Here is a 23,185-nt window from a genome sequence, read left to right on the forward strand (position 1 = left end):
TCGGATAACCCCGGGCCGTTATTGCTTGGCCGGACCGCAAGCGCGGATCGTCACCTCATCGCCCGCAACGTCGCGGGACCACACGAGATGAGGAGCCACGCACATGAACCGCCTCGCACGCACCCTGACCGCCGCCGGCCTTGCGCTGAGCCTCGCGCTCGGCGCCGTCACGGCCTCGGCCACGCCCGCTCGGGCCAACAACAACGACGAGGTCGTCGCCATCATCGGCGGACTGATCGCGCTCTATGCCATCGGGCAGGCCATCCAGAACGGCAACCGCAACGACACGGCCAGCCGCAACCAGGTCCATCGCCCGGCGCCGCAGGCCCATGCGCCGCAACGGCCCCGGCAACTCGTGGCGCCCGCGCGCTGCTTCATCGAGGGGTCGGACCGCAACGGCTACTTCCGTGGCTATGTCCGGCGCTGCATGGAAAACAACGTCACGCGTCCCGCGCTCCTGCCCGACCAGTGCCTTCGCCGGGTCGAGACGGACCGTGGGCCCCGCATGATCTACGGCGGACGCTGCCTCGCGCAGAACGGGTGGGTCCGCGAGGCAGGTTTCCGGCCCTGAGGGGGCGCCCCCAACCAAGACCCCCCGGGCACGGCGGGGCGGCGGCTTCCCCTGGCCGCCGCCCCTTTTCTTGTCTTGCGGCGCGGCCCGTGGGAAGAAACCGAATGCCGAAGCGCGCGTTGATCTTCCCTGATTTCACCCATGAAGCGGCGCTTGTCGCCGCAGGCGCGGCTCCTGTCGCCGGTGTCGACGAGGTCGGACGCGGGCCGCTGGCCGGGCCGGTGACTGCCGCGGCCGTGATCCTCGATCCCGCACGCATTCCCGAGGGCCTGAACGACTCCAAGAGCCTCAGCGCGAAACGCCGCGCGGCACTGGTCGAGGCGCTGAGCGACACGGCCGAGGTCGCGGTCGGCTGGGCCAGCGTCGAGGAGATCGACACGCTCAACATCCGCAACGCCGCCTTTCTCGCGATGTGCCGCGCCGTGGCGGGCCTTCCGCGAGTACCGGGCCATGTCCTGGTCGACGGCAACGCCTGCCCGCGCGACATGCCCTGTCCGGCCACACCGCTGGTGAAGGGCGACGCGCGCAGCCTGTCGATCGCGGCCGCCTCGATCGTCGCCAAGGTCGCCCGCGACGCGGTGATGGCCGAGCTCGACGAGGCCTTTCCCGGCTACGGCTGGGCGACCAATGCAGGCTATCCCACGGCGGCGCACCGGGCCGCTCTGCAACATCTGGGGGTCACCCCGCACCATAGACGTTCCTTCGCGCCGGTCCACCAGATGTTGTGGGGCTGAGCTCGCAACGCACTGATTCCAAAAAAGAATTTGACGCCGAATCGGCTTTGGGCGATTCTGTGGGCAACAACACGCGCCCAAAGAGGCGCCGGATCAGAGGCAGTGATGACGAAAACGAAGAAAGCCGCGGCAGCGCCCCTGCCGCTCAACACGATTCTGGATGGCGACTGCATCGAGGCGATGAACGGTCTGCCAGAGGCGTCCGTCGACCTTATTTTCGCCGACCCGCCCTACAACCTGCAGCTCAAGGGCACGCTGCACCGTCCCAACAACACGCAGGTCGATGCCTGCGACGACCATTGGGACCAGTTCGACAGTTTCGCCGCCTATGACCGGTTCACCCGCGACTGGCTCGCCGCCGCCCGCAGACTCCTGAAGCCCGATGGCGCGATCTGGGTCATTGGCAGCTATCACAACATCTTCCGTGTCGGCTCCGAGTTGCAGAACCAGGGCTACTGGATCCTCAACGACGTCGTGTGGCGCAAGTCGAACCCGATGCCGAACTTCCGTGGCAAGCGGCTGACCAACGCGCACGAGACGATGATCTGGGCCTCGAAGACCGAGGGTGCGAAGTACACCTTCAACTACGAGGCGCTGAAGGCGCTGAACGAGGGTGTGCAGATGCGGTCGGACTGGGTCCTGCCGATCTGCAACGGGGGCGAGCGGCTGAAGGACGCGAACGGCGAGAAGGCGCATCCGACCCAGAAGCCCGAGGCGCTGCTGCACCGCGTCCTCGTCGCCGCGACGAACCCGGGCGATGTCGTGCTCGACCCGTTCTTCGGAACCGGCACCACCGGCGCCGTGGCCCGGATGCTCGGCCGCGACTTTATCGGGATCGAGCGCGAGGCCGCCTACCGCGAGATCGCCGAGAAGCGTCTGGAGCGCGTCCGGCCCTATGATCGTTCCGCGCTGGAGGTCAGCACCTCCAAGCGGTCCGAGCCGCGCGTACCCTTCGGCCAGCTCGTGGAACGCGGGATGCTTCGCCCCGGCGAGATGCTGGTGAATTCCCGCGGCCAGATGGCCAAGGTCCGTGCCGACGGCACGCTGATCGCCGACCGGGTCAAGGGCTCGATCCACCAGGTCGGCGCCGAGCTGGAGGGCGCGCCCTCCTGCAACGGCTGGACCTACTGGCACTTCCGCCGTGACGGCCAGACGGTGCCGATCGACGTCCTGCGCCAGCAGATCCGCGCCGAGATGGAGGCCTGAGCCGGGGTTGCCCGGGCGCTCTTCGGCCCCATCTCTGACCCGCAAGGGAAGGGAAGACCGATGAAGCTCAACGCCGATTTCAGCGCCCGTGTCGTGATCCGGCCCGCGGACTACGCCTGGGCCGCCTCGCCTGCCGCAGGGGTCGAACGCATGATGCTCGACCGGATCGGCGGCGAGGTGGCGCGCGCGACGACCATCGTCCGCTTCGCCCCGAACAGCGCCTTCGACGCGCATACCCATGGCGGGGGCGAGGAATACCTTGTCCTCGAAGGTGTCTTCTCCGACGAGGCCGGGGACTATCCGGCCGGAACCTATGTGCGGAATCCGATCGGCACCTCGCACCGTCCCCATATCGGGCCGGAAGGCGCGACGATCCTCGTGAAGCTGCACCAGTTCGAGGACACCGACACCAAGCAGAAGGTGGTCGATACGCGGAACGCGGCCTTCACGCCGGGCGCGACCGAGGGTGTGGAGGTCCTGCCTCTCCATTCGGTCCCGACCGAGGAGGTCGGGTTGCACCGCTGGCAACCGGGCACGGCGCTGCCGCCCCATGGCCATGCCGGGGGTGCGGAGATCTTCGTGCTTGAAGGCAGCTTCGCGGACGAGCACGGGACCTATCCTGCGGGAACCTGGCTGCGCCTGCCGCATCTTTTCGCCCACGCGCCCCGGACGGACGAAGGCTGCCTGCTCTGGGTCAAGTCCGGGCACCTGCCGCGCGAGGCGGCGGCGGCCTGACACTCGCCGGTCGCGGCCGGCGGGCTAGTCTGTTCACCGTAGGACCGGAGGCCAGACCATGAAGATCACCGTGATCGGAGCGAGCCGCGGCATCGGCCGAAAGGTGGTGGAATACGCGCTGGAGCGGGGTCATACCGTTCGCGCAGTGGCCCGCAGTGCCGAGGCCATCGAGACCGAAAGCGCCGCGCTGGAAAAGGTGCAGGGGGACGCGACGGACCCCGAACTTCTCGCCCATGCGGTGGCCGGGGCCGACGCCGTGATCCTGACGCTCGGCGTGCCGCGCGACGTGCGTGCGCTGAAACCCACGACGTTGTTCTCCACCGCAACACAGGCGCTGATCCCGGCGATGGAGGTCGCGGGCGTGAAGCGATTGCTGACGGTGACGGGCTTCGGCGCCGGGGACAGCTACGGCAAGCTTTCGGCGCCCGAAAAGCTGACCCTCAAGACCTTTCTGGGCCGCGCCTACGCCGACAAGGACCTGCAGGAGGACCTGATCCGGGGCTCCGGCCTCGACTGGACCATCGCGCGGCCGGGTATCCTCACGGACACGAAGATGACCGGCAAATACCAGGTGCTGGTCGACCCATCGACCTGGCGGCAGGGGATCATTTCGCGGGCCGACGTGGCGCATTTCCTCGTCCATGCGGCGGAAGAGGGAAGCCACGTGCACCAGACCCCTGCGCTCCAGAGATAAGGCTCTTCCGGTCTTGTCGGGATGGGCATCGCGCGCGGCTTACCGGTGTGACGGCGCGGTGCCGGCGCGTTCGGACACGGGAGCCGAACACCTCGTTCGCGCGACTCTTCCTGTCGCCCTCGACAACCCACGCAGCGCTTTGCGATTGCCTCGTGACGCCATGGCCGAGCTTAGGGGCCGAGGCGGCGCGTGCACAGGCCCTCCAGCTATCGCCGGACGAGGGCATGCGCGACCGGCTGCGGGACCGCGTCTGGCGCCGGGCGCCTAGCGCGGCGCCGGCAGCAGCCCCTTGTTGTAAGGGTGCCAGTCCTCGATCTCGGGGTAGTAGAACCGCCGCCACGCCTTCACCCGGGGGTTCATCACCCGCTTCCATAGCGGCGGGATCATCGCGGCGGCGGTCATCACCGGGTAGCCGTAAGGCAGCTGCGGCGCCTCGTCCTCCTCGTAGTTTTGCAGGAGCGGGAAACGGCGGTCGGGCTTGTAATGGTGGTCCGAATGCCGCTGCAGGTTGATAAGCAGCCAGTTCGACGCTCGGTGCGCCGCGTTCCACGAATGACGGGGCAGGACATGCTCGTATTTCCCGTCGCCCAGATGCTTCCGCGTCAGCCCGTAGTGTTCGATGTAGTTGGTCAGTTCCAGTTGCCAGATCGCAATGAAGGCCTGGAACAGGAACAGGCCCACGCCGCCCCATCCGCCCAGCGCGAAGGCCAGCGCGAGAAACCCGCCCTGCAGCGCGGCATAGCGCCAGAACGGGTTCCTGCGGTGCCACCAGGGCAGGCCCTTCCGGGCCAGCAGGTCCCGCTCGGCCCCGAAGGCGGAGCCGAGGCTCTGGCGCAGGACACGCGGGAAGAAGCGGTGGAACCCTTCGTTGTAGCGCGCTGTCACCGGGTCGCGCCGCGTGCCGACATAGCGGTGATGCACCAGAAGATGCTCGGAACGGAAATGCGAATAGAGAACCGAGGCGAGCAGGACGTCGCTCAGCGTTCGCTCCAGGCGGTTCCTCTGGTGCATCAGCTCGTGGGAATAGTTGATGCCGATGGTGCCCGTCAGGACACCGACGCCGAAAAAGAGGCCAAGCTTCTCCGGCATCGACAGCGTGCCGGAGGTCTGCACGTAGCGGATCATGGCGAACAGCAGGACAACCTGCACCGGCACCCAGATCAGCGTCACGAGGCGATACCAGAAGAGGTCGGCCTCCGGTGTCGCGGGATCCGCGTTCTCGCGGTAGGGCCCGATCACCGCGTCGAGCACGCCGAACAGCCACCAGGTGCCAAGAGGCACGAGGATCAGCCACCAGCCGCCCATCTGCGATACCCACACGACCAGCGGCACAAGCAGCAGCGACAGCCAGAACGGCAGCGCGCGCGATAGGGATCGAAGCTCTGCCGCGGGAACCATGTCCGGTCTCTGGGGTTCGGGTTGCGGGTGGCGTGCAGAATCGGGCCAGTCGCGGGATCGGTCAATCCCCCGTGGCATCCTCCCAGGCCCCTGCCGCAAGGTCATGGGCCTTTCGCATGACCGTTGGAAGGGCGGCGGGGCGGAACTCGGCGCGCGGCATGAAGGTGCCGCGCTCGGGGATTGCATCCGCGCCAACGACAGCCATTCGCAGCGCGAGGCGCAGATGGAAATGCGTGAAGGTGTGCCGCACCTCCAGCCCCGGATCGTGCCAGTCGGTGGCAAGGGGCGGTGCCTCGAGCGGCGCGTCTTCCGTCCAGTCTGTCCCGGGCCAGGCCAGCATCCCGCCCAGAAGTCCGCTGGGCGGCCGTGTCTCGAGCAGGACGGCACCATCCTTCCGCCTCACGAGGTAGGCGATGCCGTGCCGCGTCGGCTTGGCCTTCTTCGGCGCCTTCGCAGGGAGGTCCGCGGCGATCCCCTCCTTCCGCCCGGCACATCCCGGCATCAGCGGGCAGATCCCGCAGGCGGGCGATTTCGGCGTGCAGATGGTCGCCCCGAGGTCCATCAGCGCCTGCGCATGGCAGCCGGGCCGCACCTCGGGTGTCAGTCGCGCTGCAAGGGCCCTGAGCTCGGGCTTGGACCCCGGCAGCGGATCGGTCACGGCGAAAAGGCGGGACATGACCCGCTCGATATTCCCGTCGAGGACGGCTGCGGGCCGGTCGAAGGCGATGGCCGCGATGGCCGCCGCCGTGTAGGGGCCGATGCCCGGAAGCGCGCGCAGCCCCTCCTCGCTGTCCGGAAAGACGCCGTCATGCTCCGTCGCCACGGCCCGTGCGCATTTCAGGAGGTTGCGCGCCCGCGCGTAGTAGCCAAGCCCGGCCCACTCGGCCATGACCTCGGCATCCTCCGCCTCGGCGAGGGCCGTGACCGATGGCCACCGTTCGGTGAAACGGCGGAAATAGTCGCGGACCGCGGCGACCGTCGTCTGCTGCAGCATCACCTCCGACAACCAGACGAAGTAGGGGTCGGGACGCGCGCCTTCCGCCAGCGCGTCGGGCGGCACGCGCCAGGGCAGCACCCTTGCATGGGTGTCGTACCAGCGCATCAGGGCGTCCTGCATCTCGGCGTCACGCAAGCGTTATCCGTCCTCTTGTTGCTCGTTATTGGTTAACAGTGCGTGACGGCATAGATTGCGGGCGGACCGGGAAAGACAACCCCCTCCGCCCCGTTGGGAAAGGCAAGACGATGGCCCCGCCGCGCCACGACGGCACAGCACCAGACCCGCGCCGCAAGCGCGGCTTCGAACGTGCGGCGACGCTGGTCTCGGCGCATCTGCGCGCTCCGGCGGAGAAACGCGGCTTCGCCGAGGCACGGCTACTCACCCACTGGGCCGACATCGTGGGCGCGGATATCGCCGAGATCGCCGTGCCGCTGCGCATCGGCTACGGGCGCGGGTTCGGTGGAACGCTGGTCCTTCTGACGACCGGTGCGAACGCCCCCATCCTGGAGATGCGCGGCACCGAGATCGTGGAGCGCGTGAACGCCTGCTACGGTTATCGCGCCGTCTCGCGTGTCCAGGTGACACAGACCGCGCCCACCGGCTTCGCCGAGGGCCGCGTCGCCTTTGCAGGACCTGCGAAGGCAGCGGAAAGGACACCCGACCCCGAGCGACTGGCGGCCGCGACCGAGGGGCTGGACGAGATCGAGGACGAGGGCCTTCGTGCCGCGCTGAGCGCACTGGCGCAGAAGGTCGTCGCCCGCTAGGAACCGCGAAACACAACAAGGACAATCCGGAGGCTGATCGATGGACCGTAGAAAGATGCTGATCGGGGTGGCAGGCACCGGCGTGCTGGCGCTGGGCGGGACCGCGCTCCTGCGTCCGGGGCAGGAGGCGCTGCCGCTTCTCCCCGTGGGAGCCGCCAATGCCCAGACCGCCGAGGCGAGCGAGGGCGATGCCCCCGAGGTCGTCGAGATGATGATGGGCAACCCCGATTCGCCGGTCACGCTGATCGAATATGCCTCGTTCACATGCCCGCATTGCCGGACCTTCCACCAGCGCGTGCTGCCCGATCTGAAGGCGAACTACATCGACACCGGCCGCATCAACTACATCTACCGCGAAGTGTATTTCGACCGCTTCGGCCTCTGGGCCGGGATGGTCGCGCGCTGCGGCGGCCCCATGCGGTATTTCGGCATCGCCAACCTGCTCTACGAGCAGCAGACCGAATGGACGCAAGGCGCGCCCCGCGACGTGGCCGACAACCTGCGCCGGATCGGGCGGACCGCCGGCCTCAGCAACGAGGAACTCGACACCTGCCTGACCGACCAGGCCATGGCCGAGGCGTTGCTGGCCACCTACGAGGCGAACACGGCGATCCATGAAATCCCCGGCACGCCGACCCTGATCATCAACGACGAGATGCACGGCAACATGAGCTACGCGGATCTTTCCGCGCTGCTGGACGAAGCTCTGGCCGCCGCGGAATGACGGCACCGCTCAGCGGTCTCCGCGTTCTGGAGCTCGCGCGGATCCTGGCCGGCCCTTGGGCCGGCCAGACGCTGGCCGATCTCGGCGCGGAGGTCATCAAGGTCGAGGCGCCCGAGGGCGACGATACCCGCCGCTGGGGTCCGCCCTTCATCGAGCGCGAGGGTGACGTCTCGGCCGCCTATTTCCATTCCTGCAACCGGGGCAAGAAGTCGGTCACGGCGGATTTCCGGACCGAGGAAGGCCGCGCGCGGGTGCTGGAGCTGGCGCGAGGCGCCGACGTCCTGATCGAGAATTTCAAGCTCGGCGGTCTTGCGAAATATGGCCTCGACTACCCCAGTCTCAGTGCGATCAACCCCGGCCTCATCTACTGTTCCATCACCGGCTTCGGTCAGACCGGGCCCTACGCGCACCGGGCGGGCTACGACTACATCATCCAGGGAATGAGCGGGATCATGTCGGTCACCGGCGCGCCCGAGGGGCAGCCGCAGAAAGTGGGCGTCGCGGTGACGGACATCCTGACCGGGCTCTATTCCGTGAACGCGATCCTCGCCGCTCTGCACCTTCGGCAGACCACGGGGCGGGGTCAGCACATCGACATGGGGCTTCTCGACGTGGCGACCGCCTTCATGGCCAACCAGGCGATGAACTACCTGACGACCGGCGTCGCGCCGCAGCGGATCGGGAACGCGCACCAGAACCTGACGCCCTACCAGGTCTTCGACTGCGCCGATGGCTGGATCATCATCGCCACCGGCAACGATGCGCAGTACCGGCGGCTCTGCGGTATCCTCGGGCTCAAGGACATGGCCGAGGATCCAGACTACCTGACGAATGCCGACCGCATCGCCCACCGCGGCGAGATGACGAGGCGGCTGACCGGGGCGACGCTGCTGCGGTCCAAGGCCGAGCTACTTGCCGCCTGCGAGGCGGAGGGCGTGCCAGCCGGTCCGATCAACGATCTCGCCGAGGTCTTCGCCGATCCACAGGTCATCGCGCGGGGCGTGCGGACCGAGGCCGAGGGTATTCCCGGCGTGCGCCCGCCCTTCCGCTTTTCGGACGCCGGGATCGCCGAGGCGCGGCCCGCTCCGAAACTGGGACAGGACGACGATGTCCCCGGCTGGTCCTAGCACCAGAGCCGGCCCGCGCTAGAGCAGGCGCGCGAGCGCCTCGTCGAGCGGTCCCCAATCCGCGACCTGAAGGCGAACGGGCACCGTCATCACCTGCGGCCTCAGCGCGGGCGGAAGTCGGACGGCGTCTTTCTCGGTGGTCACCACCTGCGCGCCCAGCGTCTTGGCCTCGCGCAGCATGCGCGACATGAGCGCGTCCGACAGCGGCTGATGATCCGACAGCGCGTGGGCGGCCTTGAGGTCGGCGCCCAGCTCGCGCAGCGTGGCGAAGAATTTCTCCGGATGCCCGATCCCCGCGAAGGCGAGCACCGGCAGCCCGTCCATCGGCAAGCCGGTCGGCAATGGTTCAAGGCGGCCTTGCACGACAGGGCAGGGGATGTGTCTGCCCTCCGTCCCGGCAAAGCGCACCTGCGCCTCGTCCGGCCCGATGGCGAGGACGAAATCGGCGCGTGCAAGGCCGGTCTCCACCGGTTCGCGCAAGGGACCCGAGGGCAGCACGCGGCGGTTGCCGAAACCGCGCGCGGCATCGACGACGACGATGGAGAGGTCGTGGGTGAGCGAGGGGTTCTGGAACCCGTCGTCGAGCAGGATCACCTGCGCCCCGGCCCCGACCGCCGCGCGCGCGCCGGCCAGCCGGTCCTTCGCCACCCAGGTCGGCGCGAAGGCGGCCAGAAGCAGCGCCTCGTCGCCGGTCTCGGCCGCGCGGTGGCGGCGTTCGTCCACGCGCACGGGACCTTCCAGCGACCCGCCATGCCCGCGCGTGACGACGTGGGCTGCGATGCCCCGCGACGACAACCGCATCGCCAGCGCGATCGCCGATGGCGTCTTGCCGGTGCCGCCCGCGTTGATGTTGCCGATGCAGATGACCGGCACGCCGACCCGTTCGCGCGCGCCGCCGGCGAGCCGCCGTGCCGTTCCGGCCGCATAAAGCGCGCCGAACGGCGACAGGAGCGCCGAGAGCAATCCCGGCGGGCGGTACCAGAAGGCCGGCGCCCGCATCTCAGGCGCCGCCGGCCGTGGGCCCGGTATCGAGACGATGCAGGATGCGGTCCAGGGTCCGGTCGGTAACCTCCGCACCTGCCGAAACGACCTCCCACGCCGCGTGTGCCATCGTCGCGGCGCGGTCGGGATTGAGAAGCTCGTGCACCGCCTCGGCCAGCGTGTCGGGACCCGTGACGAGGCGGGCGGCCCGCGCCTCGGTCAGCCGTTGGTAGATGTCGACGAAATTCGTGACGTAGGGCCCGTGCAGGATCGCCGAGCCGAGCGCGGCGGGCTCGAACGGGTTGTGCCCCCCGATGGGCTGGAGCGAGCCGCCGACGAAGCTGATCGGGGCGACACGGTACCAAAGGCCCAGTTCACCCATCGTGTCGGCCAGATAGACATGCGCCTCGGCGTCCGGCATCTCCTCGGCGGTGCGCCGGTTGAAGCGCCACCCGTCGGACTGGAGCAACTCCGCGATCCCGTCGCCGCGCTGCGGATGGCGCGGCACGAGGATCAGCAGAAGCCGGGGGTTCACCTTCAGCGCGATGTCGTGGGCATCCAGGACGATCCGCTCCTCCCCGTCATGGGTCGAAGCGGCAAGCCAGACCGGGCGCCCGGCGAGATGCTCGGTCATCTCTCGGCGCTCGCCCTCGTTCACGGGAAGCGCGGCGGCGCCTTCCTTCAGGGTTCCGGCCACTTCCATCCGGTCGGCGGGCAGCCCGAGGCGCCGGAGATACATCGCCGTGATGTCGTCCTGAACCATCGCGTGGTCGAAGCGCGAGAGAAGGCTTTTCGCCATGCCCTTGAGAAACCGCCAGCGGTCATGGCTCGCCTTCGACATGCGGGCGTTCACGATCATCATCGGGATGCGGCGCGCATGGGTTTCGCAGATCAACGCGGGCCAGATCTCGCTTTCGCACCAGACGGCGAGGTCGGGCTTCCAGTGGTCGAGAAAGGTCATCACGAAGCGTCGCGCGTCCAGCGGTATATACTGGTGGAACGCACGCTCTGGCAGCCGCTCGGCCATGACACCGGCGGATGTGACGGTGCCCGTCGTCACGAGGACCGAGACATCCTCGCGTTCCTCGAGGATGCGGCGGATCAGTTCCAGCAGCGCAAGGCTTTCTCCGACGCTGGCGGCATGGAACCAGATGAGCTTGCCCTCGGGGCGCGGCAGGCTGGGCTCGCCCCGGCGTTCGGCGATGCGCGCGGGATCCTCCTTGCCCTCCTCCAGCCGTTGCTTGAGCTTCCGGTTGGCATAGGACAGCCCGCCCCGGCCCGACCAGGCCAGGTAGAGACCGAGTGCGATCGACTGTCCCAAGATCCCGTTTCCTCCGATGTCGGGTGCTGCCGAAGGGCGCCCACCGTCCTTTCGCGCCGCGCACCCTACGGTCTTGCCGCCTTGGGTCAAGCGGTCGGGCGACGGGTAAGGGGAACCGTACTCACGCCGCAAGCCCGCGCGCGGTAGTCTTCGTCATGATCCGGGCCGACGATCGGCCTTCGTACGGAGAGCGCCGCAATGGCCTTTCGCACCAGTCTCATCGCGCTTGCCGCGCTGCTGCTCGTCACCGTGATGGCGAGTCTTTCGGCCGCCGTTCCGGGCGAGGACGCTGGCGAAGTCCTGTCGCAACCCGCTGGCCTGTCCTCCGCGACGGATCGACCGTTTCGCGGCTAGGTCCCGAGGCGCCGTTTCAGAAGCGCCGCATGCAGCGGCCCAGGCGCGGCCATGACGCCCTTCGCCCGGGGCGTGGACGCGTTGAACCAGATCGTGTCGCCAGTGCCGTCCGTCACAGCCCCCCCGGCTTCGGCGATCAGCACGGCACCGGCGGCGATGTCCCATTCCCACGTGTCGCGGAAGGTCACCATCCCGTCGAAACGCCCCTCCGCCACCAGCGCCATGCGATAGGCCAGCGAGGGACGGTAGACGCGCTCGAACTCGGGAGCGCCGCCCGGCCAGTGGTTCGGGTGCATGTTCGGCTTCGTGGCGAGGACCTGCGCGCCGCGCTCCTCCCGCGTGGCGGAGGCCCGGATCGGCGCGCCGTTCAGTGTCGCGCCCATGCCGCGCCCCGCCGCGTAGAGGCGGTCCTTCATCGGCAGGTAGACGACGCCCGCGACGACCTCTCCCGCCTCGGCGATGGCGAGCGCGTGGGCGAAGCTGGTCTGCCCGTCGATGAAGGCGCGCGTCCCGTCGATGGGATCGACGATGAAGACACGATCTGCGTTCAGGCGCGCCGCGTCGTCCTCGGTTTCCTCGGACAGCCAGCCGTAATCGGGCCGCGCGCCCAGAAGGTCCGCGCGCAGCACGCGGTCGATGGCGATGTCGGCCTCGGTCACCGGGCTTTCGTCGGACTTGGTCCAGATCTCGGGGTCGCGGCGAAAGTGGCGGCGCGCGATCTCGCCCGCCGTCTGCGCCGCTTCCATCAGCAGGGCGAGGTCCGCCTCAGGCGCCCGCAATCGTCAGGCCTTCCACGAGGAGCGAGGGAACGACGCGGCTCAGGTGGGTGCGCGCATCGTTGGCGGGACGGATCGTGCGCAGCATCTCGCGCAGGTTCCCCGCCACCGTGCATTCGTTGACCGGGTAGGCGATCTCGCCCTGCTCGATCCAGTAACCCGAGGCGCCGCGCGAATAGTCGCCCGTCGTCGCGTTTACCGAAGAGCCGATCATCGACGTGATGAGAAGCCCCGTGCCGATCTCGGCCATCATCTCCTCGAGGCTTTGCGCGCCTTGCGTCAGCGCCACGTTGCTGACCGAGGGAGAGGGCGGTCCGCCGGTGCCGCGCGCCGCGTTGCCGGTGGAGGACAGTCCCAGCTTCCGCGCCGTGGCGAGGTCGAGGGTCCAGCCCGTCAGAACGCCGTCCGCCACGATATCGCGCGCCTGCGTCGGCAGGCCCTCGGCATCGAAGGGGCGCGATCCGCCGATCCGGGGCCGCAGCGGGTCCTCGGTCAGGCTGAGGCCCTTTGGCAGAACCTCTTCCCCCAGCAGGTCGCGCGCCCAGGACGCGCCGCGCACGATGGCGCTTCCGTTGGTGGCCGACAGGAGGTGACCGATCAGGCCCGAGGCGATGCGTTCTTGGTAGATGACGGGATAGGCGCCGGTCGGCGGCTTCTTCGCCCCCTTGCGCGCCACGGTCCGCTCGGCGGCGATGCGGCCGATCTCCTCGGGGTCGGGAAGGTCGGCGGCGTAGGTGCGGCTTTCGCCGAAATAATCGCGCTCCATGCCCAGTCCTTCGCCGGTGATGGCAACACAGGACAGGCCGTGGCTGGTGCGGCCGTAGCCGCCGGAAAACCCGTTCGTCGCAGCCAGATGGATCCTGCGCCGCGAGAAGCCCGCGCTGGCCGATTGAACCTGCGAGATCCCGGCAACGGCCAAAGCCGCGGCCTCGGCGCGCAGCGCGGCCTGTTCCAGCGCCGCGGGGTCCGGGTCCTCGGCCGGATCGGACAGGTCCAGCGCGTCGGCATCGCGGAGCGTGCTCAACTGTTCGGGATCGGCAAGGCCCACTGTCGGGTCCTCGGGCGCGAGCCGCGCCATGCTGACCGCGCGATCCGCCATTTCGCGCAGGGTTTCAGCCCGCGTGTCGGACGCCGAAACGCTGGCCTGTCGCGTACCGACCATGACGCGCAGGCCGATTTCCACGCCCTCGGCGCGCTCGGCCTGCTCCAGCTTGCCGTTCAGGACGTCGACCGTCAGCGAGGTTCCGTCCACGACCAGCGCATCCGCCGCGTCGGCCCCAGCGGCGCGCGCGGCGTCGAGCATGGCGGCGGCAAGCGTGGCGAGGTCGGTCTGGCGCTCGGTCATGGGGACATCCTCCGGCCGGGATGGCCGTGCACCAAGCACCTAGGGCGGGGGTCCGCCGGACGCAAGCGCGACGGACCCCGCACCCCCTATTGCAGCGGCATGCCGTTTGCCGTGACCGTTCCGTCCGCACCGAATTCCAGCGCGGTTTCCAGCGTGTCCGGCATGGCGCCGGGCCGGGTGAACATGCCCGCCACGCCACGGGCCATGGCCGCCTGCTCCATGCCGATGACACCCGCGGCCTGCAGCTGTTCGAGCAGCGCATTGCCACCGACAAGCGAGAGATCGGCGCGGCCCACGGGCTGCGGCGGCATCTGTCCCGGCGCGAAGGTCATGTCGGCGGTGCCGGTCAGAGAGGTGTCGCCGAAGCTGATTTCCAGCTCGGACACCGTGAGGGCGCGCAATTCGCCCGGGGGTTCGGACATTTCCATCGTCTCGGGATCCATGAGGTCACGCAGGATCTGCACCTGAGCCGTGGCGTCGAGAATCAGCGTGGCGGGATTGCGCGGAACCTGCCCCGACGGGTCGATCATCGACCAGAGGCCGTCGCTCACGGCGAGGTCGCGATAGGCGAGGCGCACGGCGGCGGAAGAGGGCTCGGGCTGCGCCGAGAGGGGGATCTGGAGCGACAGGGCGCCGGAGGCCGCGGTGACCTGAACGGGAACCGGTATCTCGCTTCCGGAGACGCGGGTCTCCATGGCTTGCGCCGAGATGTCGTAGCTCAGCGCGTCGGCGGACAGCCCGATCCCGAACGACCCGCCCTCGTTGGAATAGAAGGCGTCGAACGTGTCCGAGGGGCTGTCGAAGGCCATCTCGAGCCGCGACCAGGCATAGGTCGTCGATCCCGCGATGTCGAAGCCCGGCGGAAGGCCCTGCGTGGTCTGCTGCAGCGTGGCGAGCGCCACCATCGTGCCGGTGGCTTCCGAGGCGATCTCGCCGAGGGCGAAGCTGAGCTTGACGTGCCCTTCCTCGGCCTCGGGCGGGCGCACGTCGAACCGGCCGGCGACGCTTCCGACCGTGCCGACGCTGTCGAAACGCTGACCATCGGCGATGGTGCCGGCCATGTTGTAGGTGGTGGCCAGGTCGCGCGCGACGATCTCCATGTCGATGTCGGGCACGGGTTCGCCCCTGTCGTTGGTGATGTTCCCCTCCGAAATCGTCACGGCATCGGCGGTGTAGCTGTAGTTCCGCGCGCCCGCCGCGCCCGCCACGGAGATATCGAGGTTCTCGTGGTTCAACACGATCTCGAGCGTGATGATCGGCCCGTCCTCGTCTTCGGGGAAGGTCAGGGTCAGCACGTAGGGATCGGACAGGTCGATGGAGACCGTACCGTCCGCGCCCTCGGTCATCGTCACGCGCTCGAGTCTGCCGGTGGTCGTCGTGCCCTCCTGTTCGGAGAAGGTGACGAAGTTCTCCAGCACGAGGCCGTCACCCGTCTGGGTCACGTCCGCGGTCATGCTCTGACCCATGGCGGTGGAGGTTTCCTGCCACTCGGCCCAGAGATCGGCGGCGGTGACCTGGGCGAAGGCGGGGCTGGCGGCCGCTATGGCCAGGATCGATATGCATGTCAGTCGGCGGGGCATGGGGGCACGGACTCCATTCCGGGGTGGGCTCGGTCGGGATGTTCGGACCGGGCCGGTATCGAGGTCAAGCCCGGAAACCCCTACCCTCCCATGCACCGGGGGTGGCCCCTGACGCTGCGGAGCGGTAGCACTGGGCCCGCAGATTCCCGCAAAGCCCGGGCGGGGCGTCGGAAACGGAGACGAGCGGATGAACACCTATGACCTGTCGGGAAAGACCGCGTTGATCACGGGCGCGAGCCGCGGCATCGGTGCCTCCGCGGCGCGTGCCTTCGCCACGCAGGGGGCGAATGTCGTCCTTATGGCGCGCGGCCGCGACGAGATCGCGGCCCTTGCCGGCGAGATCGGAGCGCAGGCGCTCGCCGTTCCCGTGGACGTGACCCGCTACTGGGAGGTGGAGGCGGCGATAGGTGCCGCCATCGACGCCTTCGGGCGCGTCGACATCCTCGTCAACAACGCGGGTGCCATCGAACCCATCGCCGGGATGGAGGAGGTCGACCCGGCCGGCTGGGGGCAGGTCATCGACATCAACCTGAAGGGTGTCTTCCACGGGATGCGCGCCGCCCTTCCCGCGATGCTCGCGCAAGGCAGCGGCACGATCCTCACCATCAGTTCCGGCGCCGCGCACAATCCCCAGGAGCACTGGAGCGCCTACTGCGCGTCGAAGGCCGGGGCAGCGATGCTGACGCGTTCGCTCCACCTCGAGCACGGGGCGGCGGGCATCCGCGCCATGGGCCTGTCGCCCGGCACCGTCGCCACGCAGATGCAGAAGGAGATCAAGGCCTCGGGCGTCAACCCGATCAGCCAGCTGGAATGGACCGATCACATCCCGCCCGAATGGCCCGCCGTCGCGCTGTCGTGGATGTGCACGGGAGACGCGGACGAATTCCTCGGCGAGGAAGTCTCGCTTCGTCTGCCCGAGATCCGGGCGCGACTGGGGCTTTCGGCATGATCGGGTTGGTAAAGGAGGGCGGCCTCTGGACGGTAACGCTCGACCGTCCGGACAAGGCCAATTCGCTGACCGCGGCCATGCTGGAGCGTGTCGCCGCGATCGCGCGGGACGCGGCGGCGGATGACGGCCTGCGGGCCTTCGTCCTGACGGGGGCGGGCGACAAGGTGTTTTCCGCGGGAGCAGACCTCGACGAAGCGCGCGCGGGCCTCGCCACCTCTCCCCTCTGGGAGGAGGTCTCGGGCGCGATCGCGGCACTTCCCTGCCTGACCGTTGCCGCGCTGAACGGGACGCTTGCGGGCGGCGCCTTTGGCATGGCGCTGGCCTGCGACCTGCGGATCGCGGTGCCGAACGCCCGGTTCTTCTACCCCGTGGCGAAGCTCGGCTTCCTGCCGCAGCCTTCCGACCCCGGCCGCCTGCGCGCGCTGATCGGGCCTGCGCGCACGAAACTCCTCCTTCTCGGGGGGCAGAAGCTTTCGGCGGACGAAGCCTATGATTTCGGGCTGGTGGACCGCATCGTGGCGCCCGAGCACCTGATGGCCAATGTCCACGAGATCGCCGCGGATGCCTGTGCCGGCAAACCGGACGTGCTGCGCCGGATCAAGGCGATGAGCGACGGTTGACGCACGTGTCAGCGCCGCTTCCACCCGCGCCGCGCACCGGGTGTCTTCGAGTGGAAGTCGGGCGGTCGCTTGCCCACCCATTCGACGAAACGGGCGATGCGGGGATGGTCGCGCAGCGCCTCGACCGTGTTGAAATTGCGCGCAAGGTCCGCCTCGGACAGCGTCGCGTGGATCTCGTTGTGGCAGATCTGGTGCAGAAGAACGGTCGGCCCGCCCTTGCCGCCGCGCAGGCGGGGGACGAGATGATGCAGGCTCTGTTTGGCATGGGCCGGGATCGGGCGTTCGCAGAGCGGGCAGACGGGATCGTTCTCCATGGTTGAGGAGCATGGGCCGGATCAGGACGCCGGCAAGGCCGAGGCCGTCGATGCCCTGGTGATCGGCGCGGGGCCCGCGGGGCTGATGGCGGCCGAAACGCTGGCGCGCGCCGGGCGGCGCGTCGTGATCGTGGAGGGCAAACCCAGCGCGGGGCGCAAGTTCCTGATGGCGGGGAAATCGGGGCTGAACCTCACCAGGGCCGAACCGCTGGAAGCGTTCGTCGCCGCCTATGGCTCTGCCGCCCCCTGGCTTCGCCCGATGCTCGAGGCATTCGGCCCGGAGGACGCCATCGCCTGGGCCGAAGGCTTGGGGCAGGAGGTGTTCACCGGGTCGACCGGGCGGGTCTTTCCCAAGGTGATGAAGGCCTCGCCGCTTCTGCGGGCATGGCTGCGGAGGATCGGCGCGGAGATGCGCCTCGGCTGGCGCTGGACCGGCTGGGAAGAGGCGGCCTTCGCCTTCGACACCGGCGCGGGCCGGCGTCTGCTGAGCCCGCGCGTCACCGTCCTGGCGCTGGGCGGCGCAAGTTGGCGGCGGCTTGGATCGGATGGCGCCTGGGCACCTTTGCTTGCGGAAAAGAGCGTGGCGCTCGCGCCCTTCCGGCCGGCCAACATGGGTTTTGCCGTGCACTGGTCGTCCCACATGGCGCCCCATTTCGGCCAGCCGCTGAAGGCCGTGCGCCTGATCGCGGGAGACCGGAAAGTCCGGGGCGAGGCGGTGATCTCGGCACGCGGGATCGAAGGCGGCGGGGTCTACGCCGTCTCGGCCGATATCCGCGACGGCGCGCCCCTGGCGCTCGACCTCCTGGCCGACCGGGAGGAGGGCTGGGTCGCCGCGCGGCTTGCGGAGCGTCCGGCGAAACGCACCCTGTCGAAGCACCTCGCGCAGGCGCTGGGCCTCGATCCGCTCAAGCGCGCGCTCCTTCAGGAATTCGGCCGTCCCTTGCCCGAGGGTCCCGCGTTGGCCGCGCTGCTCAAGGCGCTGCCCGTGCGCCACGAGGGCCCCCGGCCGATGGACGAGGCGATTTCCACCGCCGGCGGGATCACGCGGGAGGCACTCGACCCGTCTCTCATGCTCAACGCACTGCCCGGCGTCTTCGCCGCGGGCGAAATGCTGGACTGGGAGGCGCCGACGGGCGGCTACCTCATCACCGGGTGCCTCGCCACGGGGCTATGGGCCGGACGCCACGCAGCGATGTGGAACGCCTGAGCCTCAGGCCTGAAGCGCACGCTGGAAGGCGGCGCGGTCGCGCATCCGCCGCGCATGGTCGCGGAAGGGTTCCGTCACGGGGAAATTGGCGTTCACGGCCCAGCCCATGCAATGGGCAAGCAGGATGTCGGGGATCGTCACCTCCTCGCCCATCAGGAACGGCCCGTCCTCGGCCATGCGGGGCACGAATTTCTCCTGAGAGCGTTCGAATTCCCAGCGCAGGCTTTCCTTGATCTCGGGCACCCGATGCTCTTCCGGCAGGACGAAGCTGTGCCGCGCGGCGGTCCAGAGGGTGGCGTCGAACTCGTCCACGATGGCCTGTGTCAGGCTGTCCTGCCGGGCGCGATCGATCGTGCCGGGCGTGTGTGTCAGCGCCTGATGCCGGTCGCCGAGGAAGGTCATGATCGCCACCGAATCGGAGATCGGAACACCGTCGACGACAAGGACCGGAACCTTGCCCGCCGGGCTGAAGCGCAGCACCTCCTCCGAGCGGGGCGCGGCGGGGACATGCTCGTAGGGCACGCCGATCTCCTCCAGCATCCACAGGACCCGGAGCGCGCGGCTCTTCACGTTGCCGATGAGCTGGTACATGCCTCGTTCTCCCCTTGCCGAACCTGCGCGCATATGGACGGCCAAGCCCGGCCGCCGTCAAGGACCGCCGCTAGCGCCGGCCCTGCGCGGACAGCATGGCGAGGCGGATGAGAGTGCGTTCCATCATCGCCATCTGAGGCGCCTCGGTCGAGGAGCGGAGCGCGAGGTCGGTCTCGACCAGCATGGAGATCGCGGTCTCCAGCTGAGCCCGACGCCAGCGCGAAAGCTGGCGTTTCAGCCGGTCGCGGCGCGGCCCGAAGACAGGCGGCCGTTGGGCCGAAAGCCCCGCCTCGGCGCCGCCGGGATGGCACGCGGCGGCGTGGAGCGCGCGGAAGTGGCGGAGCGCGGCGATGCACAACGTCACCGGCGCGACCCCCTGCGCCTTCAGCCGCGACAGGACCGGGCCGATGGTTTCGGACGCGGCCTCGGCGGTGGCGTGCAGGATATCGTCGAGCTCCGCCTCGCGCGACAGGGGCGCCACGGCTTCGAGGTCCGCGGGGGCGACCGGGGTCGCATCGCCGCGTTTGTAGAGGCCGAGCTTCTCGATCGTCTGCCGGAAGTCGCCGGCCGAAAGCGTGCGCGCAAGCGTCTCGAGGTCGGTCATCGCGGTCCGATCGACCTCTTCCACGCCCGCCGCGCGCAGAAGCTCTTCGATCTCGGCGCGGCCGGGCGGGTCGTCGTAGACGCCCGCGGCATAGGCCGTTTTCGACTCCTCGAAGACTTTCCTCAGTGCCGAGCGTTTCGGCAGGATCCCCGCGGTCACGACGATCTGGGCGTCGCCCGGTTTCCAGTCCGCCAGCGCCGCCGCGAAGACCGGCGCGAGGCCGTCAGTGGCCTGCTCGACCAGCACGGCGCGGGGTCCGGGGAAGAAACCCACCGCCTTGACCGCGTCGAGAAGCGCGGCCGCGTCGGACCTCAGATCCGCCGCCTGCATCCGCGCAAGCCGCATCTCGGCCTCCGCCTCGGGGCCCAGCAGCGCGCCGAGAACCCCGGTGCGCAGCTGCGTGACCCGCACCGCGTCCTCGCCGTAGATCAGGCAGCCCGCAGCCTTGGGGTCTGGATTTCGGAAATAGGCGCCGGCGTCTCGGGACGACAGCTTCATGACCAGTTGCCGGCCCCGGTCAGAAGCCGCGACACGATCTGGTCGGCCAGCGCGATCATCAGGCGTTGCTCGGCGTCGCGCCGCGCGGCGGTCGTGGCGACCGGGGAGCCCGAGCTTGCGAAGGCCGTGAAGGTCGAGACCTCGCCCGCCTGTACCTGAACGCCGGTCGCGATCTCGGTCACGGTATAGGCGATGCTGCCGGTGATGGTGATGCGGTTGATGTCGTCGGTATCGCTGAGCGCCAGCGCCGAGTCGGTCGTCGCGATGGAGTAGTCCAGGAGGTAGGCCGCGCCATCGGCACGCCCGATCCTGTCCTCGAGCCGCGCCACGAGGCTGAAGGCCAGCGCATCGTCAGGCTCCGCGAAGGCGATACGTCCGCGCACGGTGCCGCCGGTGCCGCCGGGCGCGTAGACCGGCGTGAACCCGCAGGCCGCGAGCGGAAGCGCGCAGAGAAGCGCAAGGAAACTGCGGCGGTCAGACGACGACATTCACGATCCGTCCCGGCACGACGATCACCTTCTTCGGCACCCCGCCATCGAGGGCCTTGACCACAGCGTCGTCCGCCAGCGCGGTCTTTTCAACCTCTTCCTTCGACGCGTCCTTCGCCACCGTGATCTCGGACCGGCGCTTGCCGTTGACCTGGATCGGAAGCGTGACGGTATCGGAGACCAGCATCGCCTCGTCCGCGACGGGCCAGGGTGCATCGGCGATCAGGCCCTCGCCGCCCAGCAGGTGCCAGATTTCCTCGGACAGGTGCGGGGTCATCGGCGACATCAGCTGCGCCAGCGTCCGCATCGCGGCGCGCTTCGCCTCCGCGCCGGCCTGCGACTTCGCCAGGGTGTTGGTAAAGGCGTAAAGCTTCGCGATGGCGGCGTTGAAGCCGAAGCTCTCGATCCCGGCGGTGACGTCGAAGATCGTCCTGTGCATCTCGCGCAGGAGGGGCTCGTCGGCTTCATGCGGGCCCGCTTCGGACGCGGCGATCTCGGTAGCGATGCGGTGCACGCGGGCAAGGTGCCGGTTCGCGGCCTCGGCGCCGGACGCCGTCCATTCGACGTCGCGCTCGGGCGGGCTGTCGCTCAGGACGAACCAGCGCGCTGTGTCGGCGCCGTAGGTCTGGATGATGTTCACCGGATCGACGACGTTCTTCTTGGATTTCGACATCTTGGCGGAGGGGATGACCTCCACCTCCTCGCCGGTCGCACCGAGCCGCGCGCCCGATTCGTGGATCTCCACATCCTCGGGGAAGTGGTAGACCGGCCGGTCGTTCTCGTCCCGCGTGACGTAGATCGCGTGTGTGACCATGCCTTGCGTGAAAAGCGCATCGAACGGTTCCTTGCACTTCTCGGGCAGGTGGCCCGTCAGGTGCATCGCGCGGGCGAAGAACCGGGAGTAGAGAAGGTGCAGGATCGCGTGCTCGATCCCGCCGATATACTGGTCGACGTTCATCCAGTATTCGGCCTCGGCGACATCGGTCGGCGTGTCCGCGCGGGGCGCGGTGAAACGGGCGAAGTACCACGACGAATCGACGAAGGTGTCCATCGTGTCGGTTTCGCGCTTCGCGGGTTTGCCGCAGCGCGGGCAAGGCACGTCGCGCCAGGTCGGGTGCCGGTCGAGCGGGTTGCCGGGGACGTCGAAGCTCACGTCCTTGGGCAGTTCGACGGGCAGGTTCTCCTTCTTCTCGGGAACGACGCCGCACTCCTCGCAATGCACCACGGGAATCGGGCAGCCCCAGTAGCGCTGACGCGAAAGACCCCAGTCGCGCAGGCGGAACTTGGTCACGCCGTGGCCGACGCCCTTGCCCTCGCAGAAGCGAATCGCGGCGTCGATGGCCTCCTCGCCGGTGGCCTCGTCGTTCCAGTCGAAGGCGAGCTTCCAGTGCACCTTCTCGGACTTCGGCGGCACGTAGGCCTCGCCGCCATCCTCGGGCTTCACGTGGTCGCCCTTCAGCGGCACGAAGGTCGAAACGATGTCGAGCCCGTACTTCCGCGCGAAATCGAGGTCGCGCTGGTCGTGCGCGGGGCACCCGAAGATCGCGCCGGTGCCGTAGTCCATCAGGATGAAGTTGGCGATGTAGACCGGCAGTTCCCAGGAGGTGTCGAAGGGATGGCGGCACGTCAGACCCGTGTCGTAGCCCAGCTTCTCGGCCTTCTCGATGGCTTCTTCGGTCGTCCCGCCGCGCCGGGCCTCGGCACAGAAGGCGGCGACCTTGGGGTCGTGCGCCTCCAGTTCCTTGGCGATGGGGTGATCGGGAGAGATGCCGATGAAGGACGCGCCGAGCAGGGTATCGGGCCGCGTCGTGTAGACCTCGATCCGGTCGTGGCCGCGCGTCGGCTCCACCAGCCCGAAGGCGAATTGCAGGCCGCGGGATTTGCCGATCCAGTTGGCCTGCATCAGCTTCACCTTGGCGGGCCAGTCGTCCAGCCGGTCCAGCGCGTCCAGAAGCTCTTCGGAATAGTCGGAGATCTTGAAGAACCACTGCGTCAGTTCCCGCCGCTCGACCTCGGCGCCCGAGCGCCAGCCGCGACCGTCGATCACCTGCTCGTTGGCGAGCACGGTCATGTCCACGGGGTCCCAGTTCACCACCGCGTTGCGGCGATAGACGAGGCCCTTTTCGAGGAAATCGAGAAAAAGCGCCTGCTGCTGGCCGTAATATTCCGGGTCGCAGGTGGCGAACATGCGCGACCAGTCGAGGCCGAAGCCCAGCGGCTTCATCTGCGCGACCATCGTGTCGATGTTCTGGTAGGTCCAGTCGGCCGGGTGGCCGCCGTTCTCCATCGCGGCGTTCTCGGCGGGCATCCCGAAGGCGTCGAAGCCCATGGGGTGCAGCACGTTGTGCCCCGTCGACTTCTTGTAGCGCGCGATGACGTCGCCCATCGTGTAGTTGCGCACATGCCCGATATGGATGCGTCCCGACGGGTAGGGGAACATCTCCAGCACGTAGTACTTGGGCTTGTCCGCGGTGCGCGTGGCAAGGAACGTCCCGGCCTCGTCCCAGGCCTGTTGCCACTTCGGTTCCAGCGTCGCGGGGTCGTAGCGGGACATCTTTTCGGTTCCTCGGGAGAAAGCAAAACGCCGGGCGAGAAGGCCCGGCGCGT

At 68.8% G+C, this 23,185-nt stretch carries 24 protein-coding genes; 12 read left to right on the plus strand and 12 right to left on the minus strand.

The genetic code is table 11. The features are described from left to right. Positions 1–103 precede the first annotated feature (103 nt). The 5 genes from N8I71_RS06230 (at position 104) to N8I71_RS06250 (ending at position 3,940) form a co-directional block, all read left to right on the plus strand. Positions 104–571 (plus strand): hypothetical protein, encoded by a 468-nt coding sequence (locus N8I71_RS06230; protein ID WP_262877080.1) that lies wholly within the window; start codon positions 104–106, stop codon positions 569–571. Between the two features lie 104 nt (positions 572–675). After that, positions 676–1,305 (plus strand): ribonuclease HII, encoded by a 630-nt coding sequence (locus N8I71_RS06235; protein WP_262877081.1) that lies wholly within the window; start codon positions 676–678, stop codon positions 1,303–1,305. A 105-nt stretch (positions 1,306–1,410) separates the two neighbouring features. Further along, positions 1,411–2,511: a site-specific DNA-methyltransferase gene (locus N8I71_RS06240; protein WP_262877082.1), complete on the plus strand. Its 1,101-nt coding sequence runs from the start codon at positions 1,411–1,413 to the stop codon at positions 2,509–2,511. 60 nt (positions 2,512–2,571) lie between these two features. Beyond that, positions 2,572–3,246 (plus strand): cupin domain-containing protein, encoded by a 675-nt coding sequence (locus N8I71_RS06245; RefSeq protein ID WP_262877083.1) that lies wholly within the window; start codon positions 2,572–2,574, stop codon positions 3,244–3,246. Positions 3,247–3,304: 58 nt separating this feature from the next. Further along, positions 3,305–3,940: an NAD(P)-dependent oxidoreductase gene (locus N8I71_RS06250; RefSeq protein WP_262877084.1), complete on the plus strand. Its 636-nt coding sequence runs from the start codon at positions 3,305–3,307 to the stop codon at positions 3,938–3,940. 264 nt (positions 3,941–4,204) lie between these two features. Here the strand turns inward: N8I71_RS06250 and N8I71_RS06255 are convergent, their stop codons facing one another. Then, the gene (locus tag N8I71_RS06255; RefSeq protein WP_262877085.1) at positions 4,205–5,338 is read right to left on the minus strand and encodes an alkane 1-monooxygenase; all 1,134 of its coding nucleotides are present in this window, start codon (positions 5,336–5,338) and stop codon (positions 4,205–4,207) included. Positions 5,339–5,399: 61 nt separating this feature from the next. Next, positions 5,400–6,455, minus strand: coding sequence for an A/G-specific adenine glycosylase (mutY, locus tag N8I71_RS06260; protein WP_262877241.1), 1,056 nt, complete (start codon positions 6,453–6,455; stop codon positions 5,400–5,402). Between the two features lie 125 nt (positions 6,456–6,580). Here mutY and N8I71_RS06265 point away from each other — a divergent pair, with 125 nt between their 5' ends. From N8I71_RS06265 to N8I71_RS06275, 3 genes are read left to right on the plus strand one after another with little or no spacing between them, the layout of a single operon-like run. Next, complete coding sequence (locus tag N8I71_RS06265; RefSeq protein WP_262877086.1) at positions 6,581–7,099, plus strand: DUF721 domain-containing protein; 519 nt, start codon at positions 6,581–6,583, stop codon at positions 7,097–7,099. 40 nt (positions 7,100–7,139) lie between these two features. Then, positions 7,140–7,823: a DsbA family protein gene (locus N8I71_RS06270; RefSeq protein WP_262877087.1), complete on the plus strand. Its 684-nt coding sequence runs from the start codon at positions 7,140–7,142 to the stop codon at positions 7,821–7,823. Further along, positions 7,820–8,950: a CaiB/BaiF CoA transferase family protein gene (locus N8I71_RS06275; protein ID WP_262877088.1), complete on the plus strand. Its 1,131-nt coding sequence runs from the start codon at positions 7,820–7,822 to the stop codon at positions 8,948–8,950. Before N8I71_RS06270 ends, N8I71_RS06275 begins: the two co-directional genes overlap by 4 nt. 18 nt (positions 8,951–8,968) lie before the next feature. On the opposite strand, the gene lpxK is transcribed toward N8I71_RS06275, so the two are convergent. Both lpxK and N8I71_RS06285 read right to left on the minus strand, forming a co-directional pair. Next, positions 8,969–9,949 (minus strand): tetraacyldisaccharide 4'-kinase, encoded by a 981-nt coding sequence (gene lpxK, locus N8I71_RS06280; RefSeq protein ID WP_262877089.1) that lies wholly within the window; start codon positions 9,947–9,949, stop codon positions 8,969–8,971. Between the two features lies 1 nt (position 9,950). Next, positions 9,951–11,252 carry a 3-deoxy-D-manno-octulosonic acid transferase gene (locus tag N8I71_RS06285; RefSeq protein WP_262877090.1) on the minus strand — a complete coding sequence of 434 codons (1,302 nt, stop codon included), beginning with the start codon at positions 11,250–11,252 and terminating at the stop codon, positions 9,951–9,953. A 198-nt stretch (positions 11,253–11,450) separates the two neighbouring features. On the opposite strand from N8I71_RS06285, the gene N8I71_RS06290 reads away from it, so the two are divergent. Beyond that, positions 11,451–11,606 carry a hypothetical protein gene (locus tag N8I71_RS06290; RefSeq protein WP_262877091.1) on the plus strand — a complete coding sequence of 52 codons (156 nt, stop codon included), beginning with the start codon at positions 11,451–11,453 and terminating at the stop codon, positions 11,604–11,606. Here the strand turns inward: N8I71_RS06290 and N8I71_RS06295 are convergent. The 3 genes from N8I71_RS06295 to N8I71_RS06305 form a co-directional block, all read right to left on the minus strand. Then, entirely contained in the window at positions 11,603–12,385 is a 783-nt protein-coding gene (locus tag N8I71_RS06295) for an inositol monophosphatase family protein (protein WP_262877092.1), read from the minus strand. The genes N8I71_RS06290 and N8I71_RS06295 overlap by 4 nt on opposite strands. After that, positions 12,372–13,727, minus strand: a complete 1,356-nt coding sequence (locus N8I71_RS06300; RefSeq protein WP_262877093.1) for a TldD/PmbA family protein — start codon at positions 13,725–13,727, stop codon at positions 12,372–12,374. Before N8I71_RS06300 ends, N8I71_RS06295 begins: the two co-directional genes overlap by 14 nt. Positions 13,728–13,813: 86 nt before the next feature. Next, positions 13,814–15,307 (minus strand): DUF2125 domain-containing protein, encoded by a 1,494-nt coding sequence (locus tag N8I71_RS06305; protein ID WP_262877094.1) that lies wholly within the window; start codon positions 15,305–15,307, stop codon positions 13,814–13,816. A gap of 187 nt (positions 15,308–15,494) precedes the next feature. Between N8I71_RS06305 and N8I71_RS06310 the strand changes: the two genes are divergently transcribed. After that, a complete protein-coding gene (locus N8I71_RS06310; RefSeq protein WP_262877095.1) occupies positions 15,495–16,256 on the plus strand; it encodes an SDR family oxidoreductase in 762 nt (253 codons plus the stop codon). After that, positions 16,253–16,876, plus strand: coding sequence for an enoyl-CoA hydratase/isomerase family protein (locus N8I71_RS06315; protein WP_262877096.1), 624 nt, complete (start codon positions 16,253–16,255; stop codon positions 16,874–16,876). Before N8I71_RS06310 ends, N8I71_RS06315 begins: the two co-directional genes overlap by 4 nt. Before the next feature lie 8 nt (positions 16,877–16,884). On the opposite strand, the gene N8I71_RS06320 is transcribed toward N8I71_RS06315, so the two are convergent. Next, complete coding sequence (locus tag N8I71_RS06320) at positions 16,885–17,190, minus strand: HNH endonuclease (protein ID WP_262877097.1); 306 nt, start codon at positions 17,188–17,190, stop codon at positions 16,885–16,887. Between N8I71_RS06320 and N8I71_RS06325 the strand changes: the two genes are divergently transcribed. Continuing rightward, entirely contained in the window at positions 17,189–18,397 is a 1,209-nt protein-coding gene (locus tag N8I71_RS06325; RefSeq protein ID WP_262877098.1) for a TIGR03862 family flavoprotein, read from the plus strand. The two genes, N8I71_RS06320 and N8I71_RS06325, sit on opposite strands and share 2 nt — an antisense overlap. A 3-nt stretch (positions 18,398–18,400) precedes the next feature. Here N8I71_RS06325 and N8I71_RS06330 read toward each other — a convergent pair whose 3' ends face one another. The 4 genes from N8I71_RS06330 to leuS form a co-directional block, all read right to left on the minus strand. Further along, complete coding sequence (locus N8I71_RS06330) at positions 18,401–18,988, minus strand: glutathione S-transferase family protein (protein WP_262877099.1); 588 nt, start codon at positions 18,986–18,988, stop codon at positions 18,401–18,403. A 70-nt stretch (positions 18,989–19,058) separates the two neighbouring features. Beyond that, positions 19,059–20,090: a DNA polymerase III subunit delta gene (holA, locus tag N8I71_RS06335; RefSeq protein WP_262877100.1), complete on the minus strand. Its 1,032-nt coding sequence runs from the start codon at positions 20,088–20,090 to the stop codon at positions 19,059–19,061. Continuing rightward, entirely contained in the window at positions 20,087–20,578 is a 492-nt protein-coding gene (gene lptE / locus N8I71_RS06340) for an LPS assembly lipoprotein LptE (protein ID WP_262877101.1), read from the minus strand. The genes holA and lptE overlap by 4 nt, the downstream gene beginning before the upstream one ends. Next, positions 20,565–23,132, minus strand: coding sequence for a leucine--tRNA ligase (gene leuS, locus N8I71_RS06345; protein ID WP_262877102.1), 2,568 nt, complete (start codon positions 23,130–23,132; stop codon positions 20,565–20,567). Before leuS ends, lptE begins: the two co-directional genes overlap by 14 nt. Between the last annotated feature and the right edge of the window lie 53 nt (positions 23,133–23,185).

Source organism: Roseicyclus sediminis, assembly GCF_025515305.1.
Taxonomy (GTDB): domain Bacteria; phylum Pseudomonadota; class Alphaproteobacteria; order Rhodobacterales; family Rhodobacteraceae; genus Roseibacterium; species Roseibacterium sediminis.

What these genes read in the sequence shown, in the direction of transcription:
- N8I71_RS06270 (WP_262877087.1), top strand. Translation starts at nt 7,140, where the DNA reads ATGGACCGTAGAAAGATGCTGATCGGGGTGGCAGGCACCGGCGTGCTG.
- N8I71_RS06310 (WP_262877095.1), top strand. Translation starts at nt 15,495, where the DNA reads ATGAACACCTATGACCTGTCGGGAAAGACCGCGTTGATCACGGGCGCG.
- N8I71_RS06305 (WP_262877094.1), bottom strand. Translation starts at nt 15,307, where the DNA reads ATGCCCCGCCGACTGACATGCATATCGATCCTGGCCATAGCGGCCGCC.
- N8I71_RS06240 (WP_262877082.1), top strand. Translation starts at nt 1,411, where the DNA reads ATGACGAAAACGAAGAAAGCCGCGGCAGCGCCCCTGCCGCTCAACACG.
- N8I71_RS06245 (WP_262877083.1), top strand. Translation starts at nt 2,572, where the DNA reads ATGAAGCTCAACGCCGATTTCAGCGCCCGTGTCGTGATCCGGCCCGCG.
- N8I71_RS06250 (WP_262877084.1), top strand. Translation starts at nt 3,305, where the DNA reads ATGAAGATCACCGTGATCGGAGCGAGCCGCGGCATCGGCCGAAAGGTG.
- leuS (WP_262877102.1), bottom strand. Translation starts at nt 23,132, where the DNA reads ATGTCCCGCTACGACCCCGCGACGCTGGAACCGAAGTGGCAACAGGCC.
- holA (WP_262877100.1), bottom strand. Translation starts at nt 20,090, where the DNA reads ATGAAGCTGTCGTCCCGAGACGCCGGCGCCTATTTCCGAAATCCAGAC.
- N8I71_RS06300 (WP_262877093.1), bottom strand. Translation starts at nt 13,727, where the DNA reads ATGACCGAGCGCCAGACCGACCTCGCCACGCTTGCCGCCGCCATGCTC.
- N8I71_RS06235 (WP_262877081.1), top strand. Translation starts at nt 676, where the DNA reads ATGCCGAAGCGCGCGTTGATCTTCCCTGATTTCACCCATGAAGCGGCG.
- N8I71_RS06255 (WP_262877085.1), bottom strand. Translation starts at nt 5,338, where the DNA reads ATGGTTCCCGCGGCAGAGCTTCGATCCCTATCGCGCGCGCTGCCGTTC.
- mutY (WP_262877241.1), bottom strand. Translation starts at nt 6,455, where the DNA reads ATGCAGGACGCCCTGATGCGCTGGTACGACACCCATGCAAGGGTGCTG.
- N8I71_RS06330 (WP_262877099.1), bottom strand. Translation starts at nt 18,988, where the DNA reads ATGTACCAGCTCATCGGCAACGTGAAGAGCCGCGCGCTCCGGGTCCTG.
- N8I71_RS06320 (WP_262877097.1), bottom strand. Translation starts at nt 17,190, where the DNA reads ATGGAGAACGATCCCGTCTGCCCGCTCTGCGAACGCCCGATCCCGGCC.
- N8I71_RS06230 (WP_262877080.1), top strand. Translation starts at nt 104, where the DNA reads ATGAACCGCCTCGCACGCACCCTGACCGCCGCCGGCCTTGCGCTGAGC.
- N8I71_RS06325 (WP_262877098.1), top strand. Translation starts at nt 17,189, where the DNA reads ATGGTTGAGGAGCATGGGCCGGATCAGGACGCCGGCAAGGCCGAGGCC.
- N8I71_RS06315 (WP_262877096.1), top strand. Translation starts at nt 16,253, where the DNA reads ATGATCGGGTTGGTAAAGGAGGGCGGCCTCTGGACGGTAACGCTCGAC.
- N8I71_RS06275 (WP_262877088.1), top strand. Translation starts at nt 7,820, where the DNA reads ATGACGGCACCGCTCAGCGGTCTCCGCGTTCTGGAGCTCGCGCGGATC.
- N8I71_RS06265 (WP_262877086.1), top strand. Translation starts at nt 6,581, where the DNA reads ATGGCCCCGCCGCGCCACGACGGCACAGCACCAGACCCGCGCCGCAAG.
- lptE (WP_262877101.1), bottom strand. Translation starts at nt 20,578, where the DNA reads ATGTCGTCGTCTGACCGCCGCAGTTTCCTTGCGCTTCTCTGCGCGCTT.
- N8I71_RS06290 (WP_262877091.1), top strand. Translation starts at nt 11,451, where the DNA reads ATGGCCTTTCGCACCAGTCTCATCGCGCTTGCCGCGCTGCTGCTCGTC.
- lpxK (WP_262877089.1), bottom strand. Translation starts at nt 9,949, where the DNA reads ATGCGGGCGCCGGCCTTCTGGTACCGCCCGCCGGGATTGCTCTCGGCG.